Source organism: Agrobacterium tumefaciens (assembly GCA_025559845.1).
Lineage (GTDB): Bacteria > Pseudomonadota > Alphaproteobacteria > Rhizobiales > Rhizobiaceae > Agrobacterium.
Genome location: CP048469.1, coordinates 83311 through 107039, shown reverse-complemented (window position 1 = coordinate 107039; position 23729 = coordinate 83311). Strand labels below are relative to the sequence as shown.

At 57.4% G+C, this 23729-nt stretch carries 22 protein-coding genes, 2 tRNA genes and 1 riboswitch; of the genes, 8 read left to right on the top strand and 16 right to left on the bottom strand.

Translation table 11 applies throughout. The features are described 5' to 3' along the window. Nucleotides 1-9: 9 nt before the first annotated feature. The 3 genes from FY156_00505 to FY156_00495 form a co-directional block, all read right to left on the bottom strand. Nucleotides 10-1845, bottom strand: a complete 1836-nt coding sequence (locus FY156_00505; protein UXS00076.1) for a tyrosine-type recombinase/integrase — start codon at nt 1843-1845, stop codon at nt 10-12. A 225-nt stretch (nt 1846-2070) separates the two neighbouring features. After that, nucleotides 2071-2144, bottom strand: a tRNA-Gly gene (locus tag FY156_00500). Between the two features lie 56 nt (nt 2145-2200). Next, nucleotides 2201-3298 (bottom strand): 2'-deoxycytidine 5'-triphosphate deaminase, encoded by a 1098-nt coding sequence (locus FY156_00495; GenBank protein ID UXS00075.1) that lies wholly within the window; start codon nt 3296-3298, stop codon nt 2201-2203. A gap of 72 nt (nt 3299-3370) precedes the next feature. Next, nucleotides 3371-3449: riboswitch (SAM riboswitch) on the top strand. A 43-nt stretch (nt 3450-3492) separates the two neighbouring features. Between FY156_00495 and FY156_00490 the strand changes: the two genes are divergently transcribed. Both FY156_00490 and apaG read left to right on the top strand, forming a co-directional pair. Further along, nucleotides 3493-4677 carry an O-succinylhomoserine sulfhydrylase gene (locus tag FY156_00490; GenBank protein ID UXS00074.1) on the top strand — a complete coding sequence of 395 codons (1185 nt, stop codon included), beginning with the start codon at nt 3493-3495 and terminating at the stop codon, nt 4675-4677. Nucleotides 4678-4905: 228 nt separating this feature from the next. After that, nucleotides 4906-5298, top strand: a complete 393-nt coding sequence (gene apaG / locus FY156_00485; GenBank protein ID UXS00073.1) for a Co2+/Mg2+ efflux protein ApaG — start codon at nt 4906-4908, stop codon at nt 5296-5298. Between the two features lie 49 nt (nt 5299-5347). Here the strand turns inward: apaG and FY156_00480 are convergent, their stop codons facing one another. From FY156_00480 to FY156_00470, 3 genes are all read right to left on the bottom strand, one after another. Next, a complete protein-coding gene (locus FY156_00480; GenBank protein UXS00072.1) occupies nt 5348-6337 on the bottom strand; it encodes an Hsp33 family molecular chaperone in 990 nt (329 codons plus the stop codon). 243 nt (nt 6338-6580) lie between these two features. Next, the gene (gene argF / locus FY156_00475; protein UXS00071.1) at nt 6581-7498 is read right to left on the bottom strand and encodes an ornithine carbamoyltransferase; all 918 of its coding nucleotides are present in this window, start codon (nt 7496-7498) and stop codon (nt 6581-6583) included. Between the two features lie 55 nt (nt 7499-7553). Beyond that, nucleotides 7554-8756 (bottom strand): aspartate aminotransferase family protein, encoded by a 1203-nt coding sequence (locus tag FY156_00470; GenBank protein ID UXS00070.1) that lies wholly within the window; start codon nt 8754-8756, stop codon nt 7554-7556. A 430-nt stretch (nt 8757-9186) separates the two neighbouring features. Between FY156_00470 and FY156_00465 the strand changes: the two genes are divergently transcribed. Continuing rightward, nucleotides 9187-9720, top strand: a complete 534-nt coding sequence (locus FY156_00465) for a GcrA cell cycle regulator (protein ID UXS00069.1) — start codon at nt 9187-9189, stop codon at nt 9718-9720. 68 nt (nt 9721-9788) lie between these two features. Here the strand turns inward: FY156_00465 and phoB are convergent, their stop codons facing one another. The 7 genes from phoB to phoR all read right to left on the bottom strand — a co-directional run bounded on the left by phoB (nt 9789) and on the right by phoR (nt 17702). Further along, complete coding sequence (phoB, locus tag FY156_00460) at nt 9789-10475, bottom strand: phosphate regulon transcriptional regulatory protein PhoB (protein UXS00068.1); 687 nt, start codon at nt 10473-10475, stop codon at nt 9789-9791. A 27-nt stretch (nt 10476-10502) separates the two neighbouring features. Next, nucleotides 10503-11228 (bottom strand): phosphate signaling complex protein PhoU, encoded by a 726-nt coding sequence (phoU, locus tag FY156_00455; GenBank protein UXS00067.1) that lies wholly within the window; start codon nt 11226-11228, stop codon nt 10503-10505. A gap of 103 nt (nt 11229-11331) precedes the next feature. Then, nucleotides 11332-12147, bottom strand: a complete 816-nt coding sequence (locus FY156_00450) for a phosphate ABC transporter ATP-binding protein (protein UXS00066.1) — start codon at nt 12145-12147, stop codon at nt 11332-11334. Nucleotides 12148-12163: 16 nt separating this feature from the next. Next, a complete protein-coding gene (pstA, locus tag FY156_00445) occupies nt 12164-13483 on the bottom strand; it encodes a phosphate ABC transporter permease PstA (GenBank protein UXS00065.1) in 1320 nt (439 codons plus the stop codon). After that, complete coding sequence (pstC, locus tag FY156_00440; protein ID UXS00064.1) at nt 13480-14964, bottom strand: phosphate ABC transporter permease subunit PstC; 1485 nt, start codon at nt 14962-14964, stop codon at nt 13480-13482. The genes pstA and pstC overlap by 4 nt, the downstream gene beginning before the upstream one ends. Before the next feature lie 239 nt (nt 14965-15203). After that, nucleotides 15204-16238, bottom strand: coding sequence for a phosphonate ABC transporter substrate-binding protein (locus FY156_00435; protein UXS00063.1), 1035 nt, complete (start codon nt 16236-16238; stop codon nt 15204-15206). Nucleotides 16239-16433: 195 nt separating this feature from the next. After that, nucleotides 16434-17702 (bottom strand): phosphate regulon sensor histidine kinase PhoR, encoded by a 1269-nt coding sequence (phoR, locus tag FY156_00430; GenBank protein UXS00062.1) that lies wholly within the window; start codon nt 17700-17702, stop codon nt 16434-16436. Between the two features lie 208 nt (nt 17703-17910). On the opposite strand from phoR, the gene ppk2 reads away from it, so the two are divergent. Next, nucleotides 17911-18792: a polyphosphate kinase 2 gene (gene ppk2 / locus FY156_00425; GenBank protein UXS00061.1), complete on the top strand. Its 882-nt coding sequence runs from the start codon at nt 17911-17913 to the stop codon at nt 18790-18792. 42 nt (nt 18793-18834) lie between these two features. Here ppk2 and FY156_00420 read toward each other — a convergent pair whose 3' ends face one another. Beyond that, on the bottom strand, nt 18835-19968 hold the full coding sequence (locus FY156_00420) for a hypothetical protein (protein ID UXS00060.1): 1134 nt from the start codon (nt 19966-19968) through the stop codon (nt 18835-18837). A 255-nt stretch (nt 19969-20223) separates the two neighbouring features. Between FY156_00420 and FY156_00415 the strand changes: the two genes are divergently transcribed. From FY156_00415 to FY156_00400, 4 genes are all read left to right on the top strand, one after another. Continuing rightward, nucleotides 20224-21186 (top strand): nitronate monooxygenase, encoded by a 963-nt coding sequence (locus FY156_00415; GenBank protein UXS00059.1) that lies wholly within the window; start codon nt 20224-20226, stop codon nt 21184-21186. 141 nt (nt 21187-21327) lie between these two features. Continuing rightward, nucleotides 21328-21403: transfer RNA gene (locus tag FY156_00410), tRNA-Thr, on the top strand. A 120-nt stretch (nt 21404-21523) separates the two neighbouring features. Further along, nucleotides 21524-21682 carry a YqaE/Pmp3 family membrane protein gene (locus FY156_00405; protein UXS00058.1) on the top strand — a complete coding sequence of 53 codons (159 nt, stop codon included), beginning with the start codon at nt 21524-21526 and terminating at the stop codon, nt 21680-21682. A 316-nt stretch (nt 21683-21998) separates the two neighbouring features. Next, entirely contained in the window at nt 21999-22241 is a 243-nt protein-coding gene (locus tag FY156_00400) for a DUF982 domain-containing protein (protein UXS00057.1), read from the top strand. A gap of 72 nt (nt 22242-22313) precedes the next feature. On the opposite strand, the gene FY156_00395 is transcribed toward FY156_00400, so the two are convergent. Together FY156_00395 and FY156_00390 are read right to left on the bottom strand one after the other, a co-directional pair. Further along, on the bottom strand, nt 22314-22706 hold the full coding sequence (locus FY156_00395) for a PRC-barrel domain containing protein (GenBank protein UXS00056.1): 393 nt from the start codon (nt 22704-22706) through the stop codon (nt 22314-22316). An 88-nt stretch (nt 22707-22794) separates the two neighbouring features. Next, a complete protein-coding gene (locus FY156_00390; GenBank protein ID UXS00055.1) occupies nt 22795-23676 on the bottom strand; it encodes a helix-turn-helix transcriptional regulator in 882 nt (293 codons plus the stop codon). Between the last annotated feature and the right edge of the window lie 53 nt (nt 23677-23729).

Here is a 23729-nt window from a genome sequence, read left to right as displayed (position 1 = left end):
AGCAGGCCACTACGCCAGCCGAAGCATCGCCTGGCTGTCCTTCAGCGAAAAACACACCGCCATAACGACTTCGTGCAGGTTCTCTGCGGTCACCGCTTCGATAGGGGCAAGCCCCTTGAAGTCATCGTGCGGCCCGGAAAGCGCGCGGTAGATCTCCCACGAGTCCGCATCACGCGCGAACTTGAGAACCGCCTGTATCAGCTTGTGCCTGAGGGGCGTGAAGTGCCAATCCGGGACGCGCTGACCGAGGTTGCCGAGGCTCAGCGCCAACATCTTGCGTCCGCTGATCTCGTAGCTGATCCACCGCCGCGACTTGCCAGCCATTTTTGCAAAATCGGCCGCAGAAAGCAGGTGTGGCGAATTGAAGATATCCAACCGCTCCAGTTGCTCGCGCTGGCTTTCCGACAAGACCGGTGGTGTACGCGGCCCCGTGATCGCGGACAGTCGATGCACCGTGTCCGGCAGCGCAGGCATGCCGGCTCCAGGCTTCGAGACCAACACGATAGGGGCAGGTGCAATGGCGACCTCCGCCCCCTCTGGAACTTCATCAGGAACCTCCGGAACACCTTCCAGATGGACGGTCAGGTGCATGCTCGCGGCCTCCACCTGATGCTGTTCGAACAGATCGAGCCGGTCAGCCCAATCCTGCATCATGCGTCGGCGCTGCTCCACGTATTCCGCATGGTTGTAGGCGGCACTCACCTTGTCAGGATCTGAATGCGAAAGCTGCGCGTCCACCCAGACTTTCGGATAGCCGATTTCATTCAGTGCAGTCGAAATCGTCGCCCGAATGCCATGCCCCGTCAATTGATCCGTATAGCCCATGCGCTTGAGAGCCTGATTGAGTGTGTTCTCGCTGATGCGCTTCTTCAGGTCCCAGCCATGTGAGAACAGGTAGCGCTGAGCAGGTTTGAACTGCTCCAGCATGTGCTGAACGATCTCCATGGCCTGTGCCGACAGAGGAACGATGTAGGGAGGAATGTCGCCGGGCCGCTTGCCCTCCTTGCGCATCTCAAGCTGCAACTGTTTCACAACCTCCGGGGGGATGATCCATAGACCCTGATCGAGATGAAACTGATCAGGTGTCGCCAGCCGAAGCTCCCCCGTACGCACGCCGGTCAGGAGCAGCAGTCGAAGCCCCAGCTGTGTCTGAAGCCGACCATGGTACTTTCTCAGCCGTGACAGCATTGCCGGCAACTCATCCATTCGCAGGAACGGGTTGTGACGAACGGGCGGCATCGGCAACGCCACCACATCCAGATCGAACGCCGGGTTCTGCGGCAGGCCAGGCACGATGATCAGCGCGTATCGGAACATCTGCCTGAACCAGGTACGCACCTTCTCCGCCACGCTGAGCGCCTTCCGACGCTCAATCCTGGCTACGACCTCCAGAAGGTCCGGACGCTGAATTTCGTAGATGGGGCGTTTCCCGAGTGTGGGCAGGATGTCTTTTTTAAAGATGCGAAGGATCTGCGTCAGAGTGCTCTGACGCCCTTCCTTGAGGACGAGCCTGCGGTGCTCGACCCACTTGTCGAACACGGCCTGGAAGGTGTGTTCGTCGGCCAGACGGACAGCCTGGCGCTTCTGTTTGCGATCCGCTCGGGGATTGATGCCCTTGGCCAGCAACGCGCGAGCCGCATCGCGAAGAGCGCGCGCTTCCCGAAGGCCAACCTCCGGATACGTGCCCAGTGACATGCGTTTCTGCTTGCCGGCCCAGTAGTAGCGGTAGTGCCAGGTCTTGCCTCCGGTCGGAGAGACCGCGAGGGAGAGGCCGTCGATATCGCTGACGGTGTAAGCCTTGCCGGTCGCCTTGGCGTTCCGGGCGGCCATATCTGAGAGTGCCATGCTCCAGCTCCTGAACTATGAGTCAGGACTAGATGCTTGTCTCGTTGGCCTCGCTCCTCCAGCAACAATCCGGAAAGCGCCTCATCCGTATTCATGGACTTAAAAATGGACTTAAAAGTCCCGGATGTTGGCGGTTTCCAGTGGACGTCACTGGAATGAAAAAGGGCCTTTCGGCCCTGTTTTCAATGGCTTGCAGAATTCAGTGGAACTCTACAGAACCAAAATTGGAGCGGGTGAAGGGAATCGAACCCTCGTATTCAGCTTGGGAAGCTGCTGCTCTACCATTGAGCTACACCCGCCTGCTGCACAACAATTCCGACAGTTCGTAAAAACTGTCAAGCGGTACTGGATCTATTTAGGCGGCCCGGAAATGCTTGGAGAGCTTCAGGCCCTGTGCCTGATAGTTCGAGCCGAGGCCGGAACCGTAGAGGCCTTCCGGCTTCTCCAGCATATGTTCATAGACAAGGCGTCCAACAATCTGGCCATGTTCAAGAATGAACGGGACTTCATGGCTGCGCACTTCCAGAACGGCGCGGCTACCCGTGCCGCCCGCCTGTGCATGACCAAAGCCCGGATCGAAGAAGCCGGCATAGTGAACGCGGAATTCGCCGACCAGGGGATCGAACGGTGTCATTTCTGCCGCGAAAAGCGGCGGCACATGCACTGCTTCGCGTGACACGAGAATGTAGAATTCATCGGGGTCAAGGATCAGTTCGGCACGGCCACGTGCATAAAGCGGCTCCCAGAAATCCAGAACGTCGTGCTGGGCTTTCTTGTCGACATCGATAACCGCGGTATGGTGTTTGCCGCGATAACCGATCAGGCCATCATCCCCGAAACCTTTGAGGTCGATGGAAAGCGCGATACCGCCACCCGTAACATTCGGGGTTTCACTGGCAACCAGCGTTTCTGCGGCATGAAGGCCGAGCAATTCGCTTTCGTTGAGCAGGGACTGCCCCATGCGGAAGCGGATCTGCGACAGGCGCGAACCGCGGCGCACGACGATCGGGAACGTGCGCGGGCTGATTTCGAGGTAGAGAGGGCCAGTGTAGCCAGCCGGGATCTTGTCGAATTCCTGCGCATTGTCGGTGATGACGCGCGTGAAGATATCGAGACGGCCTGTCGAACTTTTCGGATTGGCCGATGCCGACATGTCGGCAGGCAAAGCGAGGCTCTCCATCAGGGGAACGATATAGACGCAGCCGGTTTCCAGTACCGCCCCCTCACTGAGGTCGACTTCGTGCAATCTCAGGCGATTAAGCTTGTCGAGTACCGGTGTGCCGGGGCCAGGCATGAAGCTGGCGCGAACGCGATAAGCCTTCGAACCCAATCTGAGATCGAGACTGGCAGGCTGCACCTGATCGGCATCCAGAGGCGCTTCGCTTTTCAGCTTACCGCTGGCAAACAATGCCTTGATTGCGCCATCTGCCAGTATGCCTGTCGTTCTCGTCATTTTCATCATCCCTTTTGTGGCGACAAAACCAAAAGGAAAGCATTGACGCAAGCCAGTAACGGCAGTAAGGCAAGCTTATCCCGTGGTGATTTGGCCGGTCGGCTTGCAGCCACGTTAAACAAGTGGCTAAAAAGACCGGGTGCTTGTAACCGGTCTGCTTTTGCGGCCGGTTTTTTTGTTTTGAAGGTGATCACATGAGCAATAAATGGCGCCCGGCAACCCAACTGGTTCACGGCGGTACGCTACGCTCCCCGTACGGTGAGACGTCTGAGGCGATCTATCTGACGCAGGGTTTCGTCTATGAAAACTCCGAGGCTGCGGAAGCACGCTTCAAGGGTGAGACTGACGGCTTCATCTACGCACGTTACGCAAGCCCGACCAACGACATGTTCGAAAAGCGCATGTGCCTGCTGGAAGGTGCCGAAGACGCCCGCGCGCTTGCCTCCGGCATGGCTGCCGTCACCGCAGCAATCATGTGCCAGCTTCGCGCCGGCGATCATATCGTTGCAGCGCGCGCACTGTTTGGTTCGTGCCGCTGGGTGGTGGAAACACTTGCCCCGAAATACGGCATCGAGTGCACCCTGATCGACGGCCGCGATCTGGCCAACTGGGAACAGGCGATCCAGCCGAACACCAAGCTGTTCTTCCTCGAAAGCCCGACCAACCCGACACTTGAGGTGGTCGACATCGCCGGTGTTGCCAAGCTTGCCAACCAGATTGGCGCGAAGGTTGTCGTCGACAACGTATTTGCCACACCGCTTTTCCAGAAGCCGCTGGAACTCGGCGCACATATCGTTGTCTATTCCGCGACGAAGCACATTGACGGCCAGGGCCGCTGCCTCGGCGGCGTCATCCTTTCCGACAAGAAGTGGATCGAAGAGGAACTGCAGGATTACTTCCGCCATACAGGCCCGGCGATGTCGCCGTTTAACGCCTGGACGCTGCTGAAGGGTATCGAAACCCTGCCGCTGCGCGTACGCCAACAGACGGCGAATGCAGGCAAGATCGCCGATTTCCTGGCTGGGAACAGCAAGGTTGCGAAGGTCATCTATCCAGGCCGTGCCGATCACCCGCAAGCTGACATCATTGCAAAGCAGATGACCGGCGGCTCGACGCTGGTGGCGTTTGAACTGAAGGGCGGCAAGGATGCGGCCTTCGCACTGCAGAACGCGCTGGGGGTCGTCAAGATTTCCAACAATCTCGGCGATGCAAAGAGCCTGATCACGCATCCGGGCACAACGACGCACAAGAACCTGACCGATGAGGCGCGCGCTGAACTCGGCATTTCCGGCGGCACGCTGCGTCTTTCCTGCGGCATCGAGGACACCGACGATCTGCTGGAAGACTTCGCGAAAGCTCTCGAAGCGGTCTCCGCCTAAGCCCCTGCCCTGGCCCGGCGGCAACGTCAGGCCAGGGTCCACATATTGGGTTTCAGATTTTAACTGCCTGGTTCGGGCAACCGAAATTTACCTTTATCGTTATCCCTAATGGACGAAACCCGAGCGGCTGGAGCACCAAGACCTCCGCAAGTCGTTCATTTTCTTAACGATAAGCAGCTCCTATAGTGTAGGATGCAGGCACAAGGCATAATATTCGAGGTGGCGCGTATGTACCGTGCTCTGACAAGGGACATCGAGGTGACGGTTGATCCGTATTATCTCGAAGAACAATCCGATCCGGATGACGACCGCTATGTTTGGGGTTACAAAGTCGTGATCTCCAACAACTCAGACCTGTCAGTGACGCTCGTGAACCGATACTGGCACATTACCGATCAGAATGGACAGGTGGATGAGGTCTACGGACCTGGCGTCGTTGGTGAAAAGCCGCATCTGAAACCGGGCGACACCTACGAATATTCATCCGGTTGTCCGCTGGACACACCATCGGGACTGATGTTTGGCCATTATGAAATGGAAGCAGACAGCGGCGAAGTGTTCACTGTAACGATACCTGCGTTTTCGCTGGATTCGCCAGGACTTCTGCGTGTGCTGAACTAAGATTTGAAAAAAGCCGCACCAGAGGACCGGTGCGGCTTTGCTGTCTTTGTCAGGCGTTTTCGAGTTCGCTGACGTCGTACCGATAGGTGGTGGAGCAGAACTCGCAGGTCACGGCAATCGCACCGTCTTCCTGGCTTACCTCAATCTCCTCCGCCGTAAAGCCGCTCAACACACCCTTGATCTTTTCGCGAGAACAATTGCAGCGATCGACGACCGATTGCGGTTCGTAGATGCGCACGCCGCGCTCATGGAAAAGACGGTACAACAGTCGCTCAACCGGCACCTGCGGGTCGGTGAGCTCGTCGGTGTCCACCGTATCCAGCAAGGTCACCGCTTCCGTCCATGCATCGTCTTCGACATGACCATGACCGTTCTCGTCGCCATCACCGCCATGAAGATCACGCGAGCGAAGCCGTTCCGGGGCCTGCGGCAGGAACTGGGCAATCACGCCCCCTGCCCGCCAGCCGTGGCGTGGCTTGCCGTTGGCATCACGGTCAAAGAACTCCGCCACACCGAGCCGCACCCGTGTGGGAAGCTGTTCCGACTGACGGAAATAGACACCGGCAATCTCTTCAAGCGAAGAACCGTCGAGCGGCACGATGCCCTGATAAGGCTGCATGCCCGCACCCTGATCGATGGTGAAGGCCAGAATGCCCGTTCCCAGCAACTGCTCCGGCGAGGTTGCGCCAGCAGCCGTGGCTTCCGCCAGTCGCTCATCATCAAACCGCGCATAGGCGCGCATGCTCTCAGGCGCAGAGAAATCCGCGACAAGCAGATCGACGGGGCCATCACCCTTCGTCTGAACCGTCAGCTTGCCGGAAAACTTCAGCGAGGTGCCGATCAAGGCCGTCAGGACCGTCGCCTCTGCCAACAAGCGGGCAACCGGCTCGGGGTAATTATGGCGCTCAAGAATAGCATTCAGCAGCGGCCCCACCTGAACGGCGCGACCGCGCACGTCCAGACCTTCGACCTGAAACGGCACGACCTTATCGTCGCCGGCAAAATCGAGATCATCCAGTTCAACTGTTGCGTCTGCCATATCCATACTCCTTGGCGCAGCCAAATGCGCCGCAACCGGACAATGCCCGGCGTTCCGACTTTCGTTTTTTTGCTTGTCGCACACGTTGCCGGAGAGAGAAACCACTGCCAGACAAAATCGTGCAAAACGTGACGATGGCCCGCCAGTAATATCCGGCGAGCCGTTTGAAGTCCCTCAGATGGTTATAGGCGCAGCAAAGTTCAAGAACCTGCTGGATGCCGCATGCAAGCGGTGCGGAGAACGTCAGATGACGCCCATGCACCATGCAATGACGGACTTCTGCGCATGCAGGCGGTTTTCTGCTTCATCGAAAACGACCGATTGCGATCCGTCGATGACTGCGTCGGTCACTTCCTCACCACGGTGAGCCGGCAGGCAATGCATGAAGACTGCATCCTTGTCGGCCTTTGCCATCAGGGCTTCATTGACCTGATAGGGCTGGAAGATGTTGTGGCCGCGCGCCTTGTGTTCCTGGTTCATCGAGACCCAGGTATCGGTGACCACGCAATCCGCACCGGCAACGGCCTTGTCGGCATCGTGGCAGAGCATTATGTCACCACCATTGTTGCGGGCCCAGTTCAGGAACTTGTCGTGCGGTTCCGAGCCCATCGGCACGGCCATGTTCATCCGGTAGCCAAAGCGTGCGGAGCCTTCCACGAAGGAATGCAGCACATTGTTGCCGTCGCCTGTCCAGGCAATCGTCTTGCCCTTCACCGGACCGCGATGTTCTTCGAACGTCAGGATATCCGCCATGATCTGGCAGGGATGGGTGTCATCTGTGAGGCCGTTGATGACAGGCACGGTTGCGTGTTCAGCAAGTTCGAGCAGGCGGGTGTGATCCGTGGTGCGGATCATGATCGCGTCCACATAACGCGACAACACCTTGGCAGTGTCGCCGATGGTCTCGGCGCGGCCAAGCTGCATCTCGGTACCGGAGAGGAAAAGCGTTTCGCCGCCGAGCTGGCGCATGCCGACGTCAAAGGAAACACGGGTTCGGGTAGAAGGCTTTTCGAAAATCATCGCCAGCATTTTGCCGGCAAGCGGCTTTTCTGCCGTACCGTTTTTCGTGGCGATCTTGCGCACCCGCGCATCGTCGAGAATTGTCCGCAAATCCTCTGAGCCGACGGCAGAGAGGTCGAGAAAATGTTTTGGTGAAGCCATGCTACCCTGTCCCAATGCTTGCGGACCTGTCAAAGCAGGTCCGCCTTAACCCTTGTCAGGCGATCTTCGCCTGCTTTGCCGCTGTCAGAGAGGCGGCAGCCGTTTCGATACGCGAAAGACCCTCGCGCGCTTCTTCCGCCGTGGTGACAAGCGGCGGCAGAAGGCGCACCACGTTGTCGCCTGCAGGCACGCCGAGCAGATGCTCTGCGCGCATCGCCTGCAGCAATTCGCCTGATGGTACGCGCGCCTTGATGCCGAGAAGCAAACCTTCGCCACGGATTTCCTCGATCACGTCGGGGAAGCGATCCTTGAGCGAAGCAAGCCCCTGACGGAACACCAGCGCGACATCACGCACTCTTTCAAGGAAGCCGTCTGCAAGAACAACGTCCAGTACGGCATTGCCGACGGCCATGGCGAGCGGATTGCCGCCATAGGTCGTGCCGTGCACGCCTGCGGTCATGCCGGAAGCCGCATCAGCCGTCGCAAGGCAAGCGCCGAGCGGGAAGCCGCCCCCAATACCCTTTGCAACAGCCATGATGTCAGGCGCAACGCCAGTCCACTCGTAGGCAAACAGTTTGCCGGTACGTCCAACACCCGTCTGAACCTCATCAAAGATCAGCAGCATGCCGTGTTCGTTGCACAGATCACGAAGCGTCTGCAGGAATTCCTTGCTGGGCGCGCGAATGCCGCCCTCGCCCTGGATCGGTTCGATCAGCAGGGCTGCCGTCTCATTGGTGACAACGGCTTTCAAGGCCTCGAGATCACCGAACGGCACCTGATCGAAACCTTCAACCTTGGGGCCGAAACCTTCGAGATATTTCTGCTGCCCGCCCGCAGCGATTGTTGCCAGCGTACGGCCGTGGAACGCACCCTCAAAGGTGACGATGCGGAACTTTTCCGGGTGGCCCTTGGAGTAGTGATAACGGCGTGCAGTCTTGATGGCACATTCCAGCGCCTCAGCACCGGAGTTGGTGAAGAACACCTTGTCAGCAAATGTTGCTTCGGTCAGGCGCTTTGCGAGCTTTTCCTGTCCGGGCACTTCATAAAGGTTGGAAACGTGCCAGACCTTTTCAGCCTGCGTCTTGATAGCCTCGACAAGATGCGGATGGGCATGGCCCAAAGAATTGACAGCAACACCGGCCGCAAAATCGAGATATCGCTCGCCGCTTTCCGTGAACAGCCAGACGCCCTCACCGCGTTCGAAACGCAGCGGCGCTCTTGAAAACGTATCAAACAATGGCGCGTTGGCTTCGGCCATGGCTGCATCACTCCTTGCGCAAATGCGCTTTCATATCGTTGTCAATAGGTGGACAAGGTTATCCCTTGCCTGAAAATCAAAAATGCCGCCTTGCGGCGGCTGGGGCACTATTGTCACTTCAACTGCCGATGTCAACAAAAGTCCTCATTTTCCGGCGTTCCCAAGTCATAGTGGGAACACGTGACCGAACCACAAGGTGTTGCCTTTCGGACTCTCCTGAACAGCAAGTTGGGGAAAACCGGAAAATCGATTCCAGATGATTCCCGCGACTCTTGCCACGGAGTCAGCCTCACACTAGGTTAATCGTCAATTACTAGACTGCATTGCGGCGGAACTAGTCACCAAAAATCCGGCGGAATTGACACTCGGAGTGCGCTCGCGAGATGGAGAAGGATTCTGCCGAAATAGACGCGACGAGCGGAGAAGCGGCATGAACTGGACGGATGAACGAGTCGAAAAACTCAAGAAACTTTGGTCCGAGGGCCTCAGTGCCAGCCAGATAGCGGCACAGTTGGGTGGTGTAAGCCGTAACGCCGTTATCGGCAAGGTTCACCGTCTCAATCTTCCGGGCCGCGCCAAGGCTGGCGGAACAGTAACATCGGCGCGCTCTGCACCGAAGCGTACGGCACCAGCGGCACCTCGTACGGCAACCTACACCGCCCGCGTCAACACCACGCCGGTTCGGACCGTGGCACGCGCCAGCGTTGCGACAGCCCTTCACGAAGAGATGGATATCGAGACAGCTCAGGTGCTCGAATACGTTCCTTCGCGCGATATCGTTACGCCGGCCTCGCGCCGCCTGACGCTGACGGAATTGACCGAGCGCACCTGCAAGTGGCCGGTTGGCGACCCGCTGAAGGACGACTTCCATTTCTGTGGCTGCGAAGCCCTGGAATCTTCGCCCTACTGCAAGTTCCACGCGAAGCTCGCCTACCAGCCTGTCAGCGAACGCCGCAAGGCATAAGTGGAACAACACGGAATAAAAAAACGGGCCTTAAGGCCCGTTTTTCGTTTCTGGTATTTGATGTTGGATTATGCCGCTTCCATGGAATAACCGGCGCCACGTACCGTGCGGATGACATCCTGCATGTTCGAAAAATTGAGCGCCTTGCGCAGACGGCCAACGTGGACGTCAACGGTCCGTTCGTCCACATAGATATCGTGACCCCAGACGCCATCCAGCAACTGCGAACGGGAGAAAACACGACCCGGCGACGTCATCAGGAATTCCAGAAGACGGAACTCGGTCGGTCCCAGGCGCACTTCACGCGTCTTGCGATGCACGCGGTGTGTTTCCCGATCCAGTTCGATGTCGCCGCATTTCAGGACTGACGACAAAACCTCCGGGCGTGCGCGACGCAGCATCGCCTTGACGCGTGCCATCAGTTCCGGCGTGGAGAAGGGTTTCACCACATAGTCATCCGCGCCTGTGGCGAGACCGCGAACGCGTTCGCTTTCTTCGCCACGCGCTGTCAGCATGATGATCGGCAAACGTTCGGTTTCCGCCCGCATCCTCAACCGGCGGCACAGTTCGATACCGGAGACGCCAGGCAACATCCAGTCCAGGATCAGGAGGTCGGGAACCCGCTCCTGCAACCTGATCTCGGCCTCATCGCCACGCGGTATCGTGTCGACGTCGTAACCCTCAGCCTCAAGATTGTAACGAAGCAGAACGCTCAGCGCCTCTTCATCTTCAACAACTGCAATCTTCGGTACCATACTGAACTCCGCAGGTCTGCCGGTCTGTTACTCGGTCACGGAACCGAGAGTGTTGGAACTATCGTCCTTCGGACGCTCACCTTCCGGCTGGCTGCCGGTGGTCATGTAGTAGATCGTCTCGGCGATATTGGTCGCGTGGTCGCCGATACGTTCGATGTTCTTGGCGCAGAACAGAAGATGCGTGCAGGTCGTGATGTTGCGCGGATCTTCCATCATGTAGGTCAACAGCTCGCGGAAGAGCGAGGTGTACATCGCGTCGATTTCTTCATCGCGTTCGCGGATGGCCTGCGCCTTCTCAGCCGAACGTGTCGAATAAACATCGAGAACTTCCTTGAGCTGTACCAGGGCAAGCTCGGAGAGATGTTCGAGGCCGCGAGCCAGCTTGCGTGGAACACCGGTTCCCGCAACGGCAATCACGCGCTTGGCGGTGTTTTTGCCGAGATCGCCGACGCGCTCCAGATCCGCCGCAATGCGCAGCGTACCGATGATTTCGCGCAGGTCGGCAGCCATTGGCTGGCGCTTGGCGATGGTGACGATGGCCTTGTCGCCGATCTCACGCTCGGCATGGTCAAGGATGGCGTCGTCGGAAATCACTTTCTGTGCCAATGCCGCATCGGAATTGACAAGGGCGCGAACGGCGTCCGCGCACATCTGCTCCGCCAGGCCGCCCATTTCGGCAATCCGGCGGCTGAGGAATTTCAACTCGTCGTCGTAAACCGACATGATATGCGAATGCGTCGTTGTCTGTGTCATGATCTCGTCCCTGGGCTTTGCCTTCCGTTTTCACCCGCCGATGGCGGGTGGCAGAACGGAGGCGCCAAACTTGTTCGGTTTCTCTGAGGCGCTGAGCGGGCAATCAGCCGAAGCGGCCCATGATATAGTCCTGCGTGCGCTGGTCATCCGGGTTGGTGAACATCTTGTCCGTTTCGTTCTCCTCGACCAGATGGCCAAGATGGAACATCGCGGTGCGCTGCGAGACGCGAGCGGCCTGCTGCATGGAGTGGGTCACGATCACGATCGTGAAGTTGGCACGCAGCTCATGGATCAGTTCCTCGACCTTGGCGGTAGCGATCGGGTCGAGGGCCGAGCAAGGCTCGTCCATGAGGATCACTTCCGGGGACACGGCAACTGCGCGTGCGATGCAAAGGCGCTGCTGCTGACCGCCGGACAGACCCGTACCGGATTCATGCAGGCGATCCTTGACCTCATTCCACAGACCGGCCTTCTGCAGGCTGGACTCGATGATCTGGTCCATATCCGCCTTGTTACGGGCGAGGCCATGGATACGCGGACCGTAAGCAATGTTTTCGTAGATCGACTTCGGGAACGGGTTCGGCTTCTGGAACACCATGCCGACACGAGCACGCAGTTCCACCACGTCGATTGCCGGATCGTAGATATCATCGGTATCGAGCGTGATCTTGCCGGTGACCTTACAGCCATCGATCGTATCATTCATGCGGTTCAGGGTACGCAGGAAGGTGGATTTGCCGCAACCGGACGGACCAATAAGTGCAGTAACGGTATTTTCGCGGACATTCAGGTTCACGTCGTAAAGCGCACGCTTTTCGCCGTAGAAAACCGAAACGTCCTTGCCAATCATCTTGTACGAAACTTCATTCATTTTCTTGTCCAGCGCCTTTTCAACTGCTGCTTCCGACAACATGTTCATAGCTTTCTAGCTCCCTTTACCAGCGCCGTTCGAAGCGGCGACGCAACAGGATTGCGCCAACATTCATGACGATGAGGAACAGGAGCAGGATGATGATAGCGCCAGATGTTCTTTCGACAAAGGCACGCTCTGCTTCGTTCGCCCACATGTAAATCTGTACCGGCAGTGCCGTCGAAGGATCGAGCGGCGTCGTCGGGTAGTTCGCAACGAAGGCCACCATGCCGATCAAAAGCAGCGGCGCCGTTTCGCCAAGGGCGTGTGCGAGGCCGATGATCGTGCCGGTCAGAATGCCAGGCATGGCAAGCGGCAGCACGTGGTGGAAGATCGTCTGCATCTTCGACGCGCCAAGACCAAGGGCAGCGGCGCGAATGGACGGCGGCACGGCCTTGAGGGCAGCGCGGGTCGCGATAATGATGGTTGGCAGCGTCATCAATGTCAGGACGAGACCGCCGACCAACGAGGCCGAGCGCGGAAAGCCCATGAAGTTGATGAAGACCGAAAGACCAAGCAGACCATAAACGATCGAAGGAACAGCCGCGAGGTTGTTGATGTTCACCTCGATAAGATCCGTCAGGCGGTTCTTCGGTGCAAATTCTTCGAGATAGATCGAGGCTGCAACGCCAATCGGCAACGATAGCACGAGAACGATCATCATCATGTAGAAAGAGCCGATCAGCGCCACGCCGACACCGGCAGCTTCCGGACGGCTCGACGCGCCGTTGACGAAGATGCCCGTGTTGAAATGTTTGGCAAGCTGGCCGCTCTCAACGAGCTGGTTCATCCAGCCAAGCTGCTGGTTCGAAACGCGGCGGTTGTTTTCATCCACCGTCAGGTCAACCTGACCCTTGAAGGCGCTGTCGACATCGCCAGAAGCGAGCAGCGTCACATTCCGCGTCGTGCCGATGATCGAGGGATCAGCGGTGACAATGTCACGCAACTGGGTGCGGACGCTGTCAGAAATCATGGCGTTGACAGCACGCAGACCCGTGCGGTCCGTCGGTGCCACTCCAAGAACCTTGGCAACCGCATCACGGGCGATCACTGGGTAGTTGGCGGTCATGAGCTTCGCCGGATTGGTCGCACGCTCGTTCTTGGGATCGATGATCTGCTCGGAGAATTCCACCGGCACAGTGATCATCGTCTGCTGAAAAGCCGTGTATCCCTTGCCGACAACCGACCAAAGAAGCAGGAACAGGAAGATCAGACCGAAGGAAATCGCTGCCATTCCATAGGCACGGAAGCGACGTTCTGCGGCATAACGGCGCTTGATGCCGATATCACGCCGGGCCGGTGCACTTGTGGCACCGCCGGTTGCGGGAGAAACGATGTCGGTCATTCATACTGCTCCCGGTATTTGCGCACGATGTAGAGCGCATAGATATTGAGGCATAGCGTGATGGCAAAAAGCGTGATGCCGAGCGCGAAGGCGACCAGCGTTTGTGGCGAGGTGAACTCAAGGTCACCCGTCAACTGGCTGACGATCTTCACGGTGACAGTGGTCATCGGCTCAAGAGGATTGATCTGCAGGCGGGCAGCAACACCGGCGGCGAGAACCACGATCATGGTTTCACCGATGGCGCGAGAGGCCGTCATCAGAAGCGCGCCGACGATGCCTGGAAGAGCAGCCGGAAGAATAACCTTCTTGACCGTCTCCGAGCGGGTCGCACCGAGCCCCAGCGAACCATCACGGAGCGAACGCGGCACGGCGGTGATGATATCGTCCGACAGGGACGAGACGTAAGGGATCAGCATGATGCCCATGACGAAACCGGCCGTCAGAACGCTTTGCGCCTGAATGAAGTTCGTGTAGTTGCCGGTGGCAAGGCCGTTGATCTGTGCGGAAATATCGCGCAGGAACGGTCCGACCGTCGTCAGGGCAAAAAAGCCGTAGACGATCGTGGGAATGCCGGCGAGAACCTCAAGCAAGGGCTTTGCGACCGAACGCAGCTTCGGTCCGGCATATTCCGACATGTAGATTGCCGAGAACAGGCCAACCGGAACGGCGACAAGCATCGCGACGAAGCCGATATAAAGTGTGCCTGCGAGCAGCGGGATCAGACCGAACTGACCGGAACTATCCGTGGCACCAGCTGCGGCGAAACGCGGGTCCCAGACTGTGCCGAAGAAAAATTCGTGCGCCGGGACCATGGTGAAGAACTGGATGGCTTCCGTCAGCATCGAAAGTACGATGCCGATTGTCGTCAGGATGGCGATCGAAGAGGCAACCAGCAAGGAGGCAAGGATGACCTTCTCGACCTGATTGCGCGCTCTGAAACGCGGCGCGATGGACCGAAGCGCATATGCGCCGCCAGCCAATGCTGCTGCCAGCACCACAACGATCATCGCCAACCGGCTGGTCGACGTCATGCCATTGAGTGTGTGTGCGGCATCGATCATGTAGCGCTCTGGGTCGCCAGCAATCGCGACGCCCTTGGACGCCAGCAACGGACGGGTAGCGGCAGTATCCGCTTCGACCTGCGCCAGCTCCTCGGTGTTCAATCTCTGCAGACCACGTGCAATTGACGTTACCATGCCATAGGTCAGGCTCTGCTGCGCTTCAGGCTGCGCACGCACATCTTCAGGAAATCCGCCACGCACGGCTGACGTGACCACCAATGGGCTGATCACAAGCCAGACTGCGAGGATGAGCGCTGCGGGCAAAACAGCCCAGACGACAGCGTAAGAACCGTGATAGCCTGCACGGGAATGCATGCTGGAGGGACGCCCCCCAGAAAGCGCAACGGCCCGGCGACTGCCAAGCAGATAACTGCCGATGCCGATCAGCGCCAGTACCAGCAAAAGAATGGATGTGTTCATTAGAGTTCCCTCGGCGTGCCTCAAAGGCACGGTGCGATATCGGGCAAATTTAAAGTCATCAAAAAGGAGACTGCTGGATCATCCTTTGAAAGCCTGCCGCCTCCCTCTAGGAAAGCCGGACAGACGTCAAGGTTGATACGTCCTATCCATCTGAAATCATGCACGCAATGATGAATAGGAACTGTCAACCGAGGACAAACGAAGCGAAGGGCGCGGACAAGCCGCGCCCTTCGGCCTTATTACATCGTGGAGCCGGCGCCGAACTTCGAGCGGATTTCTTCACGCTCTGCGTCCGGAGCTGCAACCAGGCCGTAGTTGGCGAGCGGAGAGTCAGGGCCGATCATCTCGTCCGAAACGAAGAACTCAACATATTCCTTGAGGCCAGGGATAACGCCGAGGTGAGCCTTCTTCACGTAGAAGAACAGCGGGCGCGAAACCGGGTACTTGCCGCTGGCAACAGTCTCGGTCGACGGAACAACACCGCTTACGGTCGCAACCTTGAGGCGGTCAGCGTTGTTTTCGTAGAAAGCCAGACCAAATACGCCGAGGCCGGTCTTGTTGGCGTCGATGCGAGCGAGGGTCTCGGTGTAGTCGCCGTCGATATCAACAGCAGCGCCGTCCTTACGAACAGCTACGCACTTGGCGGCAGCCTGCTTGGCGTCGGAAACCAGACCCTTGATAACGTCGGTTGCGCCAGCTTCCTTGCAGCCGTCAGCCATGATCTTCTCTTCGAAGACTTCGCGCGTGCCGTGCTTGGAGCCAGGGATGTAAGCAGCGATCGCTACATCCGGCAGTTCCTTGTTGATTTCAGACCACTTCTTGTAAGGGTTGGCAACGAGCTTGCCGTCCTTCACAACTTCCGCAGCGAGGCCGAGGTAAAGGTCCTTAGGCTCAAGCTTCACGTCCGGGTTGGACTTGTCCATGGCGAAAACGATGCCGTCGTAACCGATCTTGACTTCCTGGACGTCGGTCACGCCAGCAGCCTTGCAGGCAGCCAGTTCGTCAGCCTTGATGGCGCGCGAAGCATTGGCAATGTCGATCGTGCCTTCGCCAACGCCCGAGCAGAATGCCTTGAGACCGCCGCCCGTGCCGCCAGACTCAACAACCGGAGCCTTAAAGTTCGGGAAGGTCTCAGCGAAGGTTTCAGCAACGATCTTTGCGTAGGGCAGAACTGTGGAAGAACCAGCAACCTGGATCTGGTCGCGAGCAGCGGCGGCGCCAGCAAAGGCGACAGAGGCCACCAGGGCTGCTGCGGAAAATTTAACGATATTCATTTGTCTCTCCCATCGTGGGCTTGTTTGTGGACGCAGCCGATAGCGGCATTCGCTCGTAGCTTGCGCTCGGCGACCTCTTCTTAACCACCGTAGCCACATCCTTTTATGTCATTTGCATAAAAGATTTGTGACAAACTATATCTTTGAATTTTAATGATTTTCCTGAATACACCAACAATCGCGGCGTCTTTTATGTCAGAATCTGACGGTAAAGTCGGTTCCGACGTCCAGCTCGGACTTGATAATGAGGCGGGCACGGTGGCGAGTAAGAATATGCTTAACGATGGCAAGCCCCAGCCCGGTCCCCTTTTTCGAGCGGCTGTCAGCAACGCTGACGCGATAAAAACGCTCGGTCAGTCGCGGGACATGCTCAGCCGGAATGCCCGGCCCCTTGTCGACAACGCTTACCTCGACCGGGCTTCCCGGCTCGGCACGCAACCAGACATCGACAATTTTGCCTTCCTGACCATATTTACAAGCGTTTTCAACGAGGTTCTGGAAAACCTGCACCAACTCGTCACGGTCACCATCCACCTCAACCGGATGGTCCGGCAGGTGCAGATTGATGGTCATGTCGAGATCTTTCGCCAGAGGCAAGAGTGCGTCCCTGACATGGCCGATGACGGACACGAGATCGACCTTCTGATCGGGGGCGATGTTGGCGCGCAATTCAAGCCGCGACAACGACATGAGGTCGTCCACCAATCTGGCCATTCTGGTGGACTGATCCAGCATGATCGCAAGGAAGCGTTCCTGGGCCTTGGGATCATTGCGCGCCGGGCCTTGCATGGTTTCGATGAAACCGCGCAGAGAAGCCAGCGGGGTGCGCAACTCATGGCTCGCATTGGCGACAAAATCACTGCGCATCCGGTCGATGCGACGCAGTTCCGAGACATCGCGGAACGAGAGTATGTAGAATACAGGCCCAACACCCTTTTGCACATCGGCAACGGCAATCCGTGCGATGAAAACCCGTTCGGACGGCAGCCGCTCGAAATGTTCGATCTGGTTCGGCTGACCGGTCGCCACGGTTTCGCGGATGGCGTCAAGCAGACCAGGTGAGCGGAGTCTTGCCGAAATATGCGCGCCAACAGGCAAAGCACCGAAAGCCCGTTCCGCAGCCCCGTTCTGAAACAGGATAGCCGTGTTCTTGTCCAAAATAAAAATGGGCGTATCGAGAACGGCCAAACCCGCCCTTACACCGGCAATGACATTTTCACCGACCTCTTCCCGCTCTTCGACAACAGGGGCTTCCTCTTCGATGACAAGGTCGCGCTTTTTGCTTTTAGCGACAAGCAGGATGGCAATGACGGCGCCAAGCCACAATGCGGCAGGCAGATATGGCGAATGCAGCTCAAAAAGGGCGACGATGGCAAGCATCGTGACGATAAGGATCGGCATCCAGCTATGGCGCAACTTCCACCACAAATGCCCGCCCCTCTCCTCACCTTCCATAGATGCCATTTTCGCCTGCTTTCCGATTCTCGCTCAACGACGCAATCGAAATCTCATATGCCAGCTTTATGACAGATATTCATCACGACACGTGTTTCACAGCCTATATCCACGAAATTAAGCCGGCAACATATCCCGCTCCCCGCGCTTGAATTCCGTGTGCGAATGTGAACTCATTGCCGGACAAAGCATTCATAGTGCGATGAAGGGAGCGAGCATGGGAACAGAAGTGAAAGATCGGTCGGTCGAACTGACGATTGACGGAAAGACACGCGTCTTCGATATCGACAATCCCGTCCTCCCGGATTGGGTGGAGAGCAAAAAGCTTTCATCTGGCGGCTTCCCTTACGACAAGAAGATGAAGCAGGACGAATACGATGAGACGCTCGAAGCGCTACAGATAGAACTCGTCAAGGTTCAGTTCTGGTTACAGGCGACCGGCAAACGCATTCTCTCCGTTTTTGAAGGACGTGATGCGGCCGGAAAAGGCGGGGCGATCTTCGCCACCCGCTCCTACCTCAATCCGCGCTATGCGCGCGTGGTTGCGCTGCCAAAACCCACGGAAACAGAACGTGGGCAATGGTACTTCCAGCGTTACATCTCGCACTTCCCGACGGCTGGTGAACTCGTTCTCTTCGACAGATCCTGGTACAACCGCGCCGGTGTCGAACCGGTGATGGGCTTTTGCACGCCGGATGAGTACAAGCGGTTCCTGAAGGAAACGCCACGGATGGAAAAGATGCTCGCCCATGAGGGGATCTATCTGTTCAAATTCTGGCTCGACATCGGCCGCGAAACACAGCTCGACCGTTTTCATGATCGCCGGCACAGCCCGCTGAAGTGCTGGAAACTGTCAGACATGGATATTGCCGCGCTGACAAAATGGGATGATTACACGGCCAAACGCGACGAGATGCTGGAAAAGACCCACACGGATGTCGCGCCCTGGACCGTGGTACGGGCCAACGACAAACGGCGGGCCCGCGTCAATCTCATCCGTCATATTCTGAGCGCGCTTGATTATGACGGCAAAGATAAAAAAGCGATCGGCGAGATCGACGGCAAAATCCTCGGATCAGGACCGGGCTTTCTGAAATAGCCAAGCTTGCAAAGCGAAAGAGCGCCGTTCGGCGCTTTTCTCTTATTGACCTGGCAGAATACGGACCGAGTAGACGTTGATCGACCGGCCATTGCCGTCGATGTCGCTGTTGATGAAGATACGTCCCGGTGCGTTGGGGGCCAGAGACCGTTCGAAGGTCGCATTCAACAGCATGTCGGCCCGCTCTGCCGTTGCCGTGAAGCGGTGACGCGAACAATCGCCCAAGGTTGCGAAATCGCAAACAATGGAGACCTGGGTCTGCCGGTCGGTGGACGATTGCATGGTGATCGATATAGTCGAGGACTTGCCCGCCATATCTCTCAGCACCTCGACTGGAACCTCGACGCTGACACTGCCGTCCTGCGACGTGGATCTGGATGTCACGCGTACCGCCTTGCCTGCAGGCGTGGCGATACTTTCGATACCGGCCCTGCTGCCTGCCTGAATGCCGGCAGCACCGCGCTCTGCGTTGAACAATTCAACCCAGTCATCTGAAAAACCACGACCCGCGGAAAGACTTGGCGCCGGTTCCGTGCCGGTAAAATCTTCCGACTGAACTTCTGCCGGCGGGTTGGGCACACTCGTATCCCGCTGCTCCGGCGACAACAGCAGACCGGAAGAATATACCCACCACGCGCCCATGCCGACAAAGGCAAGGAGCGTCACCATCACGAAAAATTTCGTAAAAAATCCACGCCGTTTCTTGCGCGGTACAGCACCCTCTGGCCGAAAGGCAAGCGAACCATCGCCCTTGCGCGTGTTTTTCACCGGAGATGCTGCCGTTCGCGGTTCCGCCCGGAGCGTCTCCGCATGCGGAGCAACAGGTGTGGCATCCCGCGTTTCGCCGCGCAGTTCCGGCTCAACCGAAATCTCGTCGTGCTGCTCTTGATCGGCCGGCTTGGCATGCGCTGCATTATCATGATCATGCGGCTGAGGCTTCAATTGCCGTTCAACAGCATCGAGAAGGCGATTGCGCTCTTCGTTTTCGATCACATGGATAAGCGTTTCCAGGCGCTGGCGCTGCTGGGCTACCACCTGCGGGTCGTCTATGCCCTGCTTGCGCAAACCTGCCTCAAGTGCCTGCCTTGAGGACTGATAAATCCGCGCACGAACTTCGGCGTTCGATCTGTCCGATTTCTCCAGAGCATTTCTGATTGCCGTTTCGAGTCCGCTCACGCCCGATCCTTGTTCTGCTGCCTTGCAAAAATTTGCGGCATTGCGCCATTCTATTCAGGATTCGGTAACGTCTAAGTGTCGCATCCGCAAGCACCCTTTGGGATAAAGGTCGAAAGGGAATGGGAAAAACCGTTCATTGTGGCGTGGTGACCGCAGATGTTCGACAATCACCATGCCGTTTGTGTTTTCGCTTTCATTCCCTGATCGAGCGCGATAATGCTTACGTGCGCGTAAACGTAATTCATGGGAGGAAATATGTTACCGTCCGTACTGAAAGACAATCTGCGTCTTCCGGTCATTGCCTCGCCGCTTTTCATCATTTCACATCCGCAACTGACGCTGGCGCAATGCAAGGCGGGTATCATCGGCGCGTTTCCGGCCCTCAATGCCCGGCCGGAAAGCCAGCTCGACGAATGGCTGGCCATGATCACCGAGGAACTGGCTGCCCATAACAAGGCCAATCCGGATCGACCCGCAGCCCCCTTCGCGGTCAATCAGATCGTTCACATGTCGAACCGGCGTCTGGAGCACGATCTCGGTCTGTGCGTCAAATACAAGGTGCCTATCGTGATTTCCTCGCTTGGGGCAGTGCCAGAGGTCAACGCGGCTGTGCATTCTTATGGTGGCATCGTGCTGCATGATGTCATCAATGACCGGCACGCCCGATCCGCCATTCGCAAAGGTGCAGACGGCCTGATTGCGGTTGCGGCTGGTGCTGGCGGGCATGCGGGTACGCTTTCGCCCTTCGCACTTGTGCAGGAAATCCGCACCTGGTTCGACGGACCATTGTTGCTGGCCGGCGCGATCGCCAACGGCGGCTCCATCCTCGCCGCGCAGGCGATGGGGGCAGATATGGCCTATATCGGCTCACCCTTTATCGCCACGCAGGAAGCGCGCGCTTCCGATGCCTACAAACAGGCAATCGTCGAGGCCCACGCCAACGACATCGTTTATTCGAATTACTTCACGGGCGTTCACGGCAACTATCTGAAACCCTCGATCGTCGCGGCGGGCATGGACCCGGACAACCTGCCGGAAGCCGATCCCTCGAAAATGGACTTCGAAACGGCCACTGGGGGCGCCAAGGCCTGGAAGGATATATGGGGTGCGGGACAGGGCATTGGCGCCGTTAGGGCCATCGAACCCGTCTCAGGTCTCGTTGACCGACTGGTCGGCGAATACCATGCCGCCCGCCAGCGCCTTTGCGCGATAGCCTGAAAGCTCGCCATTTAAACATCGGAACAGGCAAGGCTTTTGCGGATTTTTCAAAACTCGTGCATTCAAGACTTGAAATCCGTAAGCATTGCCTGTATCAGCCCGCCATGACGCTGATCCGAGACATTTCGGATTGCAAGTCGGGCCGCTTTAGCTCAGTCGGTAGAGCACATCATTCGTAATGATGGGGTCACGTGTTCGAGTCACGTAAGCGGCACCATTTCTTCCTCCCCCCAGAATTCCATTGTTTCAAGTTACGCGTTATTGCTTCGCAGACCTGTGAAACCACATATGACCTGCATGCGTTGATCGTTAAACGCGCTCACATGAAAGGTTTATCGTGGACGTTATTCGAATTCTTATCGCCATTCTCCTGCCACCCGTTGGCGTCTTTCTCCAGGTGGGCCTTGGCGTGCATTTCTGGATTAACATTCTTCTGACGATCTGCGGCTATGTGCCGGGCATCATCCACGCGATCTGGGTGATCCTGAGAAAATGAGCATTTAACTGCCTCTCTCTTTCTCGCGTTCCCCTGCGCGAGAAAGTGATGACTTATGCCTTTCCGGGAACATCCTTTGATCCTGCACGTTACTAGTCAGCATCAAGGGAGATACGCCATGAACCAGATCATTTACATCGTCGGTCTCGTCGTCATCGTGCTGGCGATATTGTCGTTTTTCGGATTTCGCTAGACATCGTTGTCAATTCGCGCAGTTGCGAATATTCTTAAAAAGAGGAGCCCGCTTGAAGGCGGCGTTCCCTTTTTTGGTTGCTGTGAATGAATTTCGGTGTCGCGTTGCTCTGGGAGGTGCACGATGAAGAACGAAAGATGGACAGAACCCGTTGAAGTCAACCTTGAGGCTTGCGGCAAGAATACGGTTGTTGGTCCGCTGGAAGCACTGGCACTACTGACGGAGCGCTGGCCGAATACACGCGGGCTCAGCTTCGTAAAAGCGCGAAGCGCCTGCAGAGCTGCGCTCGATGGACGCAAGTCTCCAGAGGAAGCCCGCAGATGTTTCACCGATGCGGTGTCTGAAGTTCAAAACAAGACCCATTGATGAGAAGACAACCCATAAAAAACGGCCCATTCGGGCCGTTTTCTTCATGTATCCGACGATCTGCCGTAACCACTACATCCAGTATGGCGAAACGCCGTAGTAGTCGTAGACCTTACGGTCCTTGGCATTCAGAAGCGCTGCATCGTCGAGCTCAGCAAAATGCGGTGCGTTTTCAATCTGCTCTTTGGTCAGATCGATGCGGTAGCCATCAAGCTCTTCATCGTAGTGGAGCTTTTCCCACGGGAGCGGATAGTAGTCATCGCCAATTCCCAGGAAGCCACCGAAGCTGAGGACCGCGTAAGCGACGCGCCCGCCATGCTTTTCGAGAATGACGCGCTGAATGGAACCGATATGTTTGCCGTCGGCACCGTAAACGCGGGTGCCTTCCACCTTATCGCTCGCGATAAGGCTCGGCGTATCCTTGACATAGGGGTCCTGTCCGGCGCGGGGTTCGTTATGCAACATGACGTAACTCCTTTCGATTTTTCCTCTCTGGTGTCACGTCTGGTAAACCCATGTGTCCGGAAATCGTTCCGGCTTTTTTTATCGGCGCCTACTGGCGGCTTCGCTGCCAGGCTGATGGGGAAACGCCAACCATCTTGCGGAATACGCGTGAAAAATGCGCTTGATCCGCGAACCCCGCGACAACGGCGATGTCGGTCAGCGGCATCTCCGCCTTTGCCATCAACTCTTTGACACGATCGATACGCGCCTGCATTTGCCACTGGTGCGGCGGCAAGCCGGTCGATGCCTTGAAGGCGTGGCTGAAATGCGATTGTGACAGGTTGGTCAGTTCCGCCAGTTCCTCAAGACGAATGGAGCGAAGGCAGTTTTCGCGAATATGATCGGTGGCGGCCCTGAGCTGCCAGGCAGCGAGTTTGCTGCGCTTTCTGGCAGGTTCGCGTTTCACCTTGAGAAAATCCGTCAACAGGGCCAACACCAGGCTTTCGCCGTAGAGATCATGCAACGGATCGGGATTGTCACACTCGGCCGCGATAAGCCGGGCGAGCGTCAGCAAGCGCTCGTCTTCGAACATCAGGTGCGGATCGAGCAGCGCCTCCGGGTCAAACCCTTGGGACAATCGCGTCCCCAGCAATCCGGCATCGAAATGCAGATCGAGATGGCGCACAAAGGAAACGTCCTTCAGCTCCCCATAGACGTCCACATCGGCAGGAACGAAAGAAATCCTGTTGGCGTGTGACGCCGTATAGCTGTCACGGCGGCAGCGGTTCATCATGAACCGGCTGTCGTCCTTCCCATTCATATCCAGCAAGAAAACGAAGCGCGGGTCTTTGCCAACATAACGACCGCCTGCGCGGGGTGCGCAGCGAACGTCCCAGAGATCGGCGACAATACCGTTCCACATGCGCGAGCGCGGCCCGCCGACAACGGCAAAACCCTCGATTTCATTTTCCATGCGAACGCGGAATGCCATCGCGTCTCTATCCCGACAGGCGCGATTACGCGCTATAAACATGAGTTCAATAT

Excerpts from the sequence above, each read along its gene's own strand:
- pstA (UXS00065.1), bottom strand. The coding sequence starts at position 13,483 with ATGACCGACATCGTTTCTCCCGCAACCGGCGGTGCCACAAGTGCACCG.
- FY156_00480 (UXS00072.1), bottom strand. The coding sequence starts at position 6,337 with ATGGCAGACGCAACAGTTGAACTGGATGATCTCGATTTTGCCGGCGAC.
- FY156_00415 (UXS00059.1), top strand. The coding sequence starts at position 20,224 with ATGTTACCGTCCGTACTGAAAGACAATCTGCGTCTTCCGGTCATTGCC.
- phoR (UXS00062.1), bottom strand. The coding sequence starts at position 17,702 with ATGGCATCTATGGAAGGTGAGGAGAGGGGCGGGCATTTGTGGTGGAAG.
- phoB (UXS00068.1), bottom strand. The coding sequence starts at position 10,475 with ATGGTACCGAAGATTGCAGTTGTTGAAGATGAAGAGGCGCTGAGCGTT.
- FY156_00390 (UXS00055.1), bottom strand. The coding sequence starts at position 23,676 with ATGGCATTCCGCGTTCGCATGGAAAATGAAATCGAGGGTTTTGCCGTT.
- pstC (UXS00064.1), bottom strand. The coding sequence starts at position 14,964 with ATGAACACATCCATTCTTTTGCTGGTACTGGCGCTGATCGGCATCGGC.
- argF (UXS00071.1), bottom strand. The coding sequence starts at position 7,498 with ATGGCTTCACCAAAACATTTTCTCGACCTCTCTGCCGTCGGCTCAGAG.
- ppk2 (UXS00061.1), top strand. The coding sequence starts at position 17,911 with ATGGGAACAGAAGTGAAAGATCGGTCGGTCGAACTGACGATTGACGGA.
- FY156_00400 (UXS00057.1), top strand. The coding sequence starts at position 21,999 with ATGAAGAACGAAAGATGGACAGAACCCGTTGAAGTCAACCTTGAGGCT.
- FY156_00450 (UXS00066.1), bottom strand. The coding sequence starts at position 12,147 with ATGAACATGTTGTCGGAAGCAGCAGTTGAAAAGGCGCTGGACAAGAAA.
- FY156_00395 (UXS00056.1), bottom strand. The coding sequence starts at position 22,706 with ATGTTGCATAACGAACCCCGCGCCGGACAGGACCCCTATGTCAAGGAT.
- apaG (UXS00073.1), top strand. The coding sequence starts at position 4,906 with ATGTACCGTGCTCTGACAAGGGACATCGAGGTGACGGTTGATCCGTAT.
- FY156_00490 (UXS00074.1), top strand. The coding sequence starts at position 3,493 with ATGAGCAATAAATGGCGCCCGGCAACCCAACTGGTTCACGGCGGTACG.
- FY156_00495 (UXS00075.1), bottom strand. The coding sequence starts at position 3,298 with ATGACGAGAACGACAGGCATACTGGCAGATGGCGCAATCAAGGCATTG.
- phoU (UXS00067.1), bottom strand. The coding sequence starts at position 11,228 with ATGACACAGACAACGACGCATTCGCATATCATGTCGGTTTACGACGAC.
- FY156_00470 (UXS00070.1), bottom strand. The coding sequence starts at position 8,756 with ATGGCCGAAGCCAACGCGCCATTGTTTGATACGTTTTCAAGAGCGCCG.
- FY156_00435 (UXS00063.1), bottom strand. The coding sequence starts at position 16,238 with ATGAATATCGTTAAATTTTCCGCAGCAGCCCTGGTGGCCTCTGTCGCC.
- FY156_00465 (UXS00069.1), top strand. The coding sequence starts at position 9,187 with ATGAACTGGACGGATGAACGAGTCGAAAAACTCAAGAAACTTTGGTCC.
- FY156_00505 (UXS00076.1), bottom strand. The coding sequence starts at position 1,845 with ATGGCACTCTCAGATATGGCCGCCCGGAACGCCAAGGCGACCGGCAAG.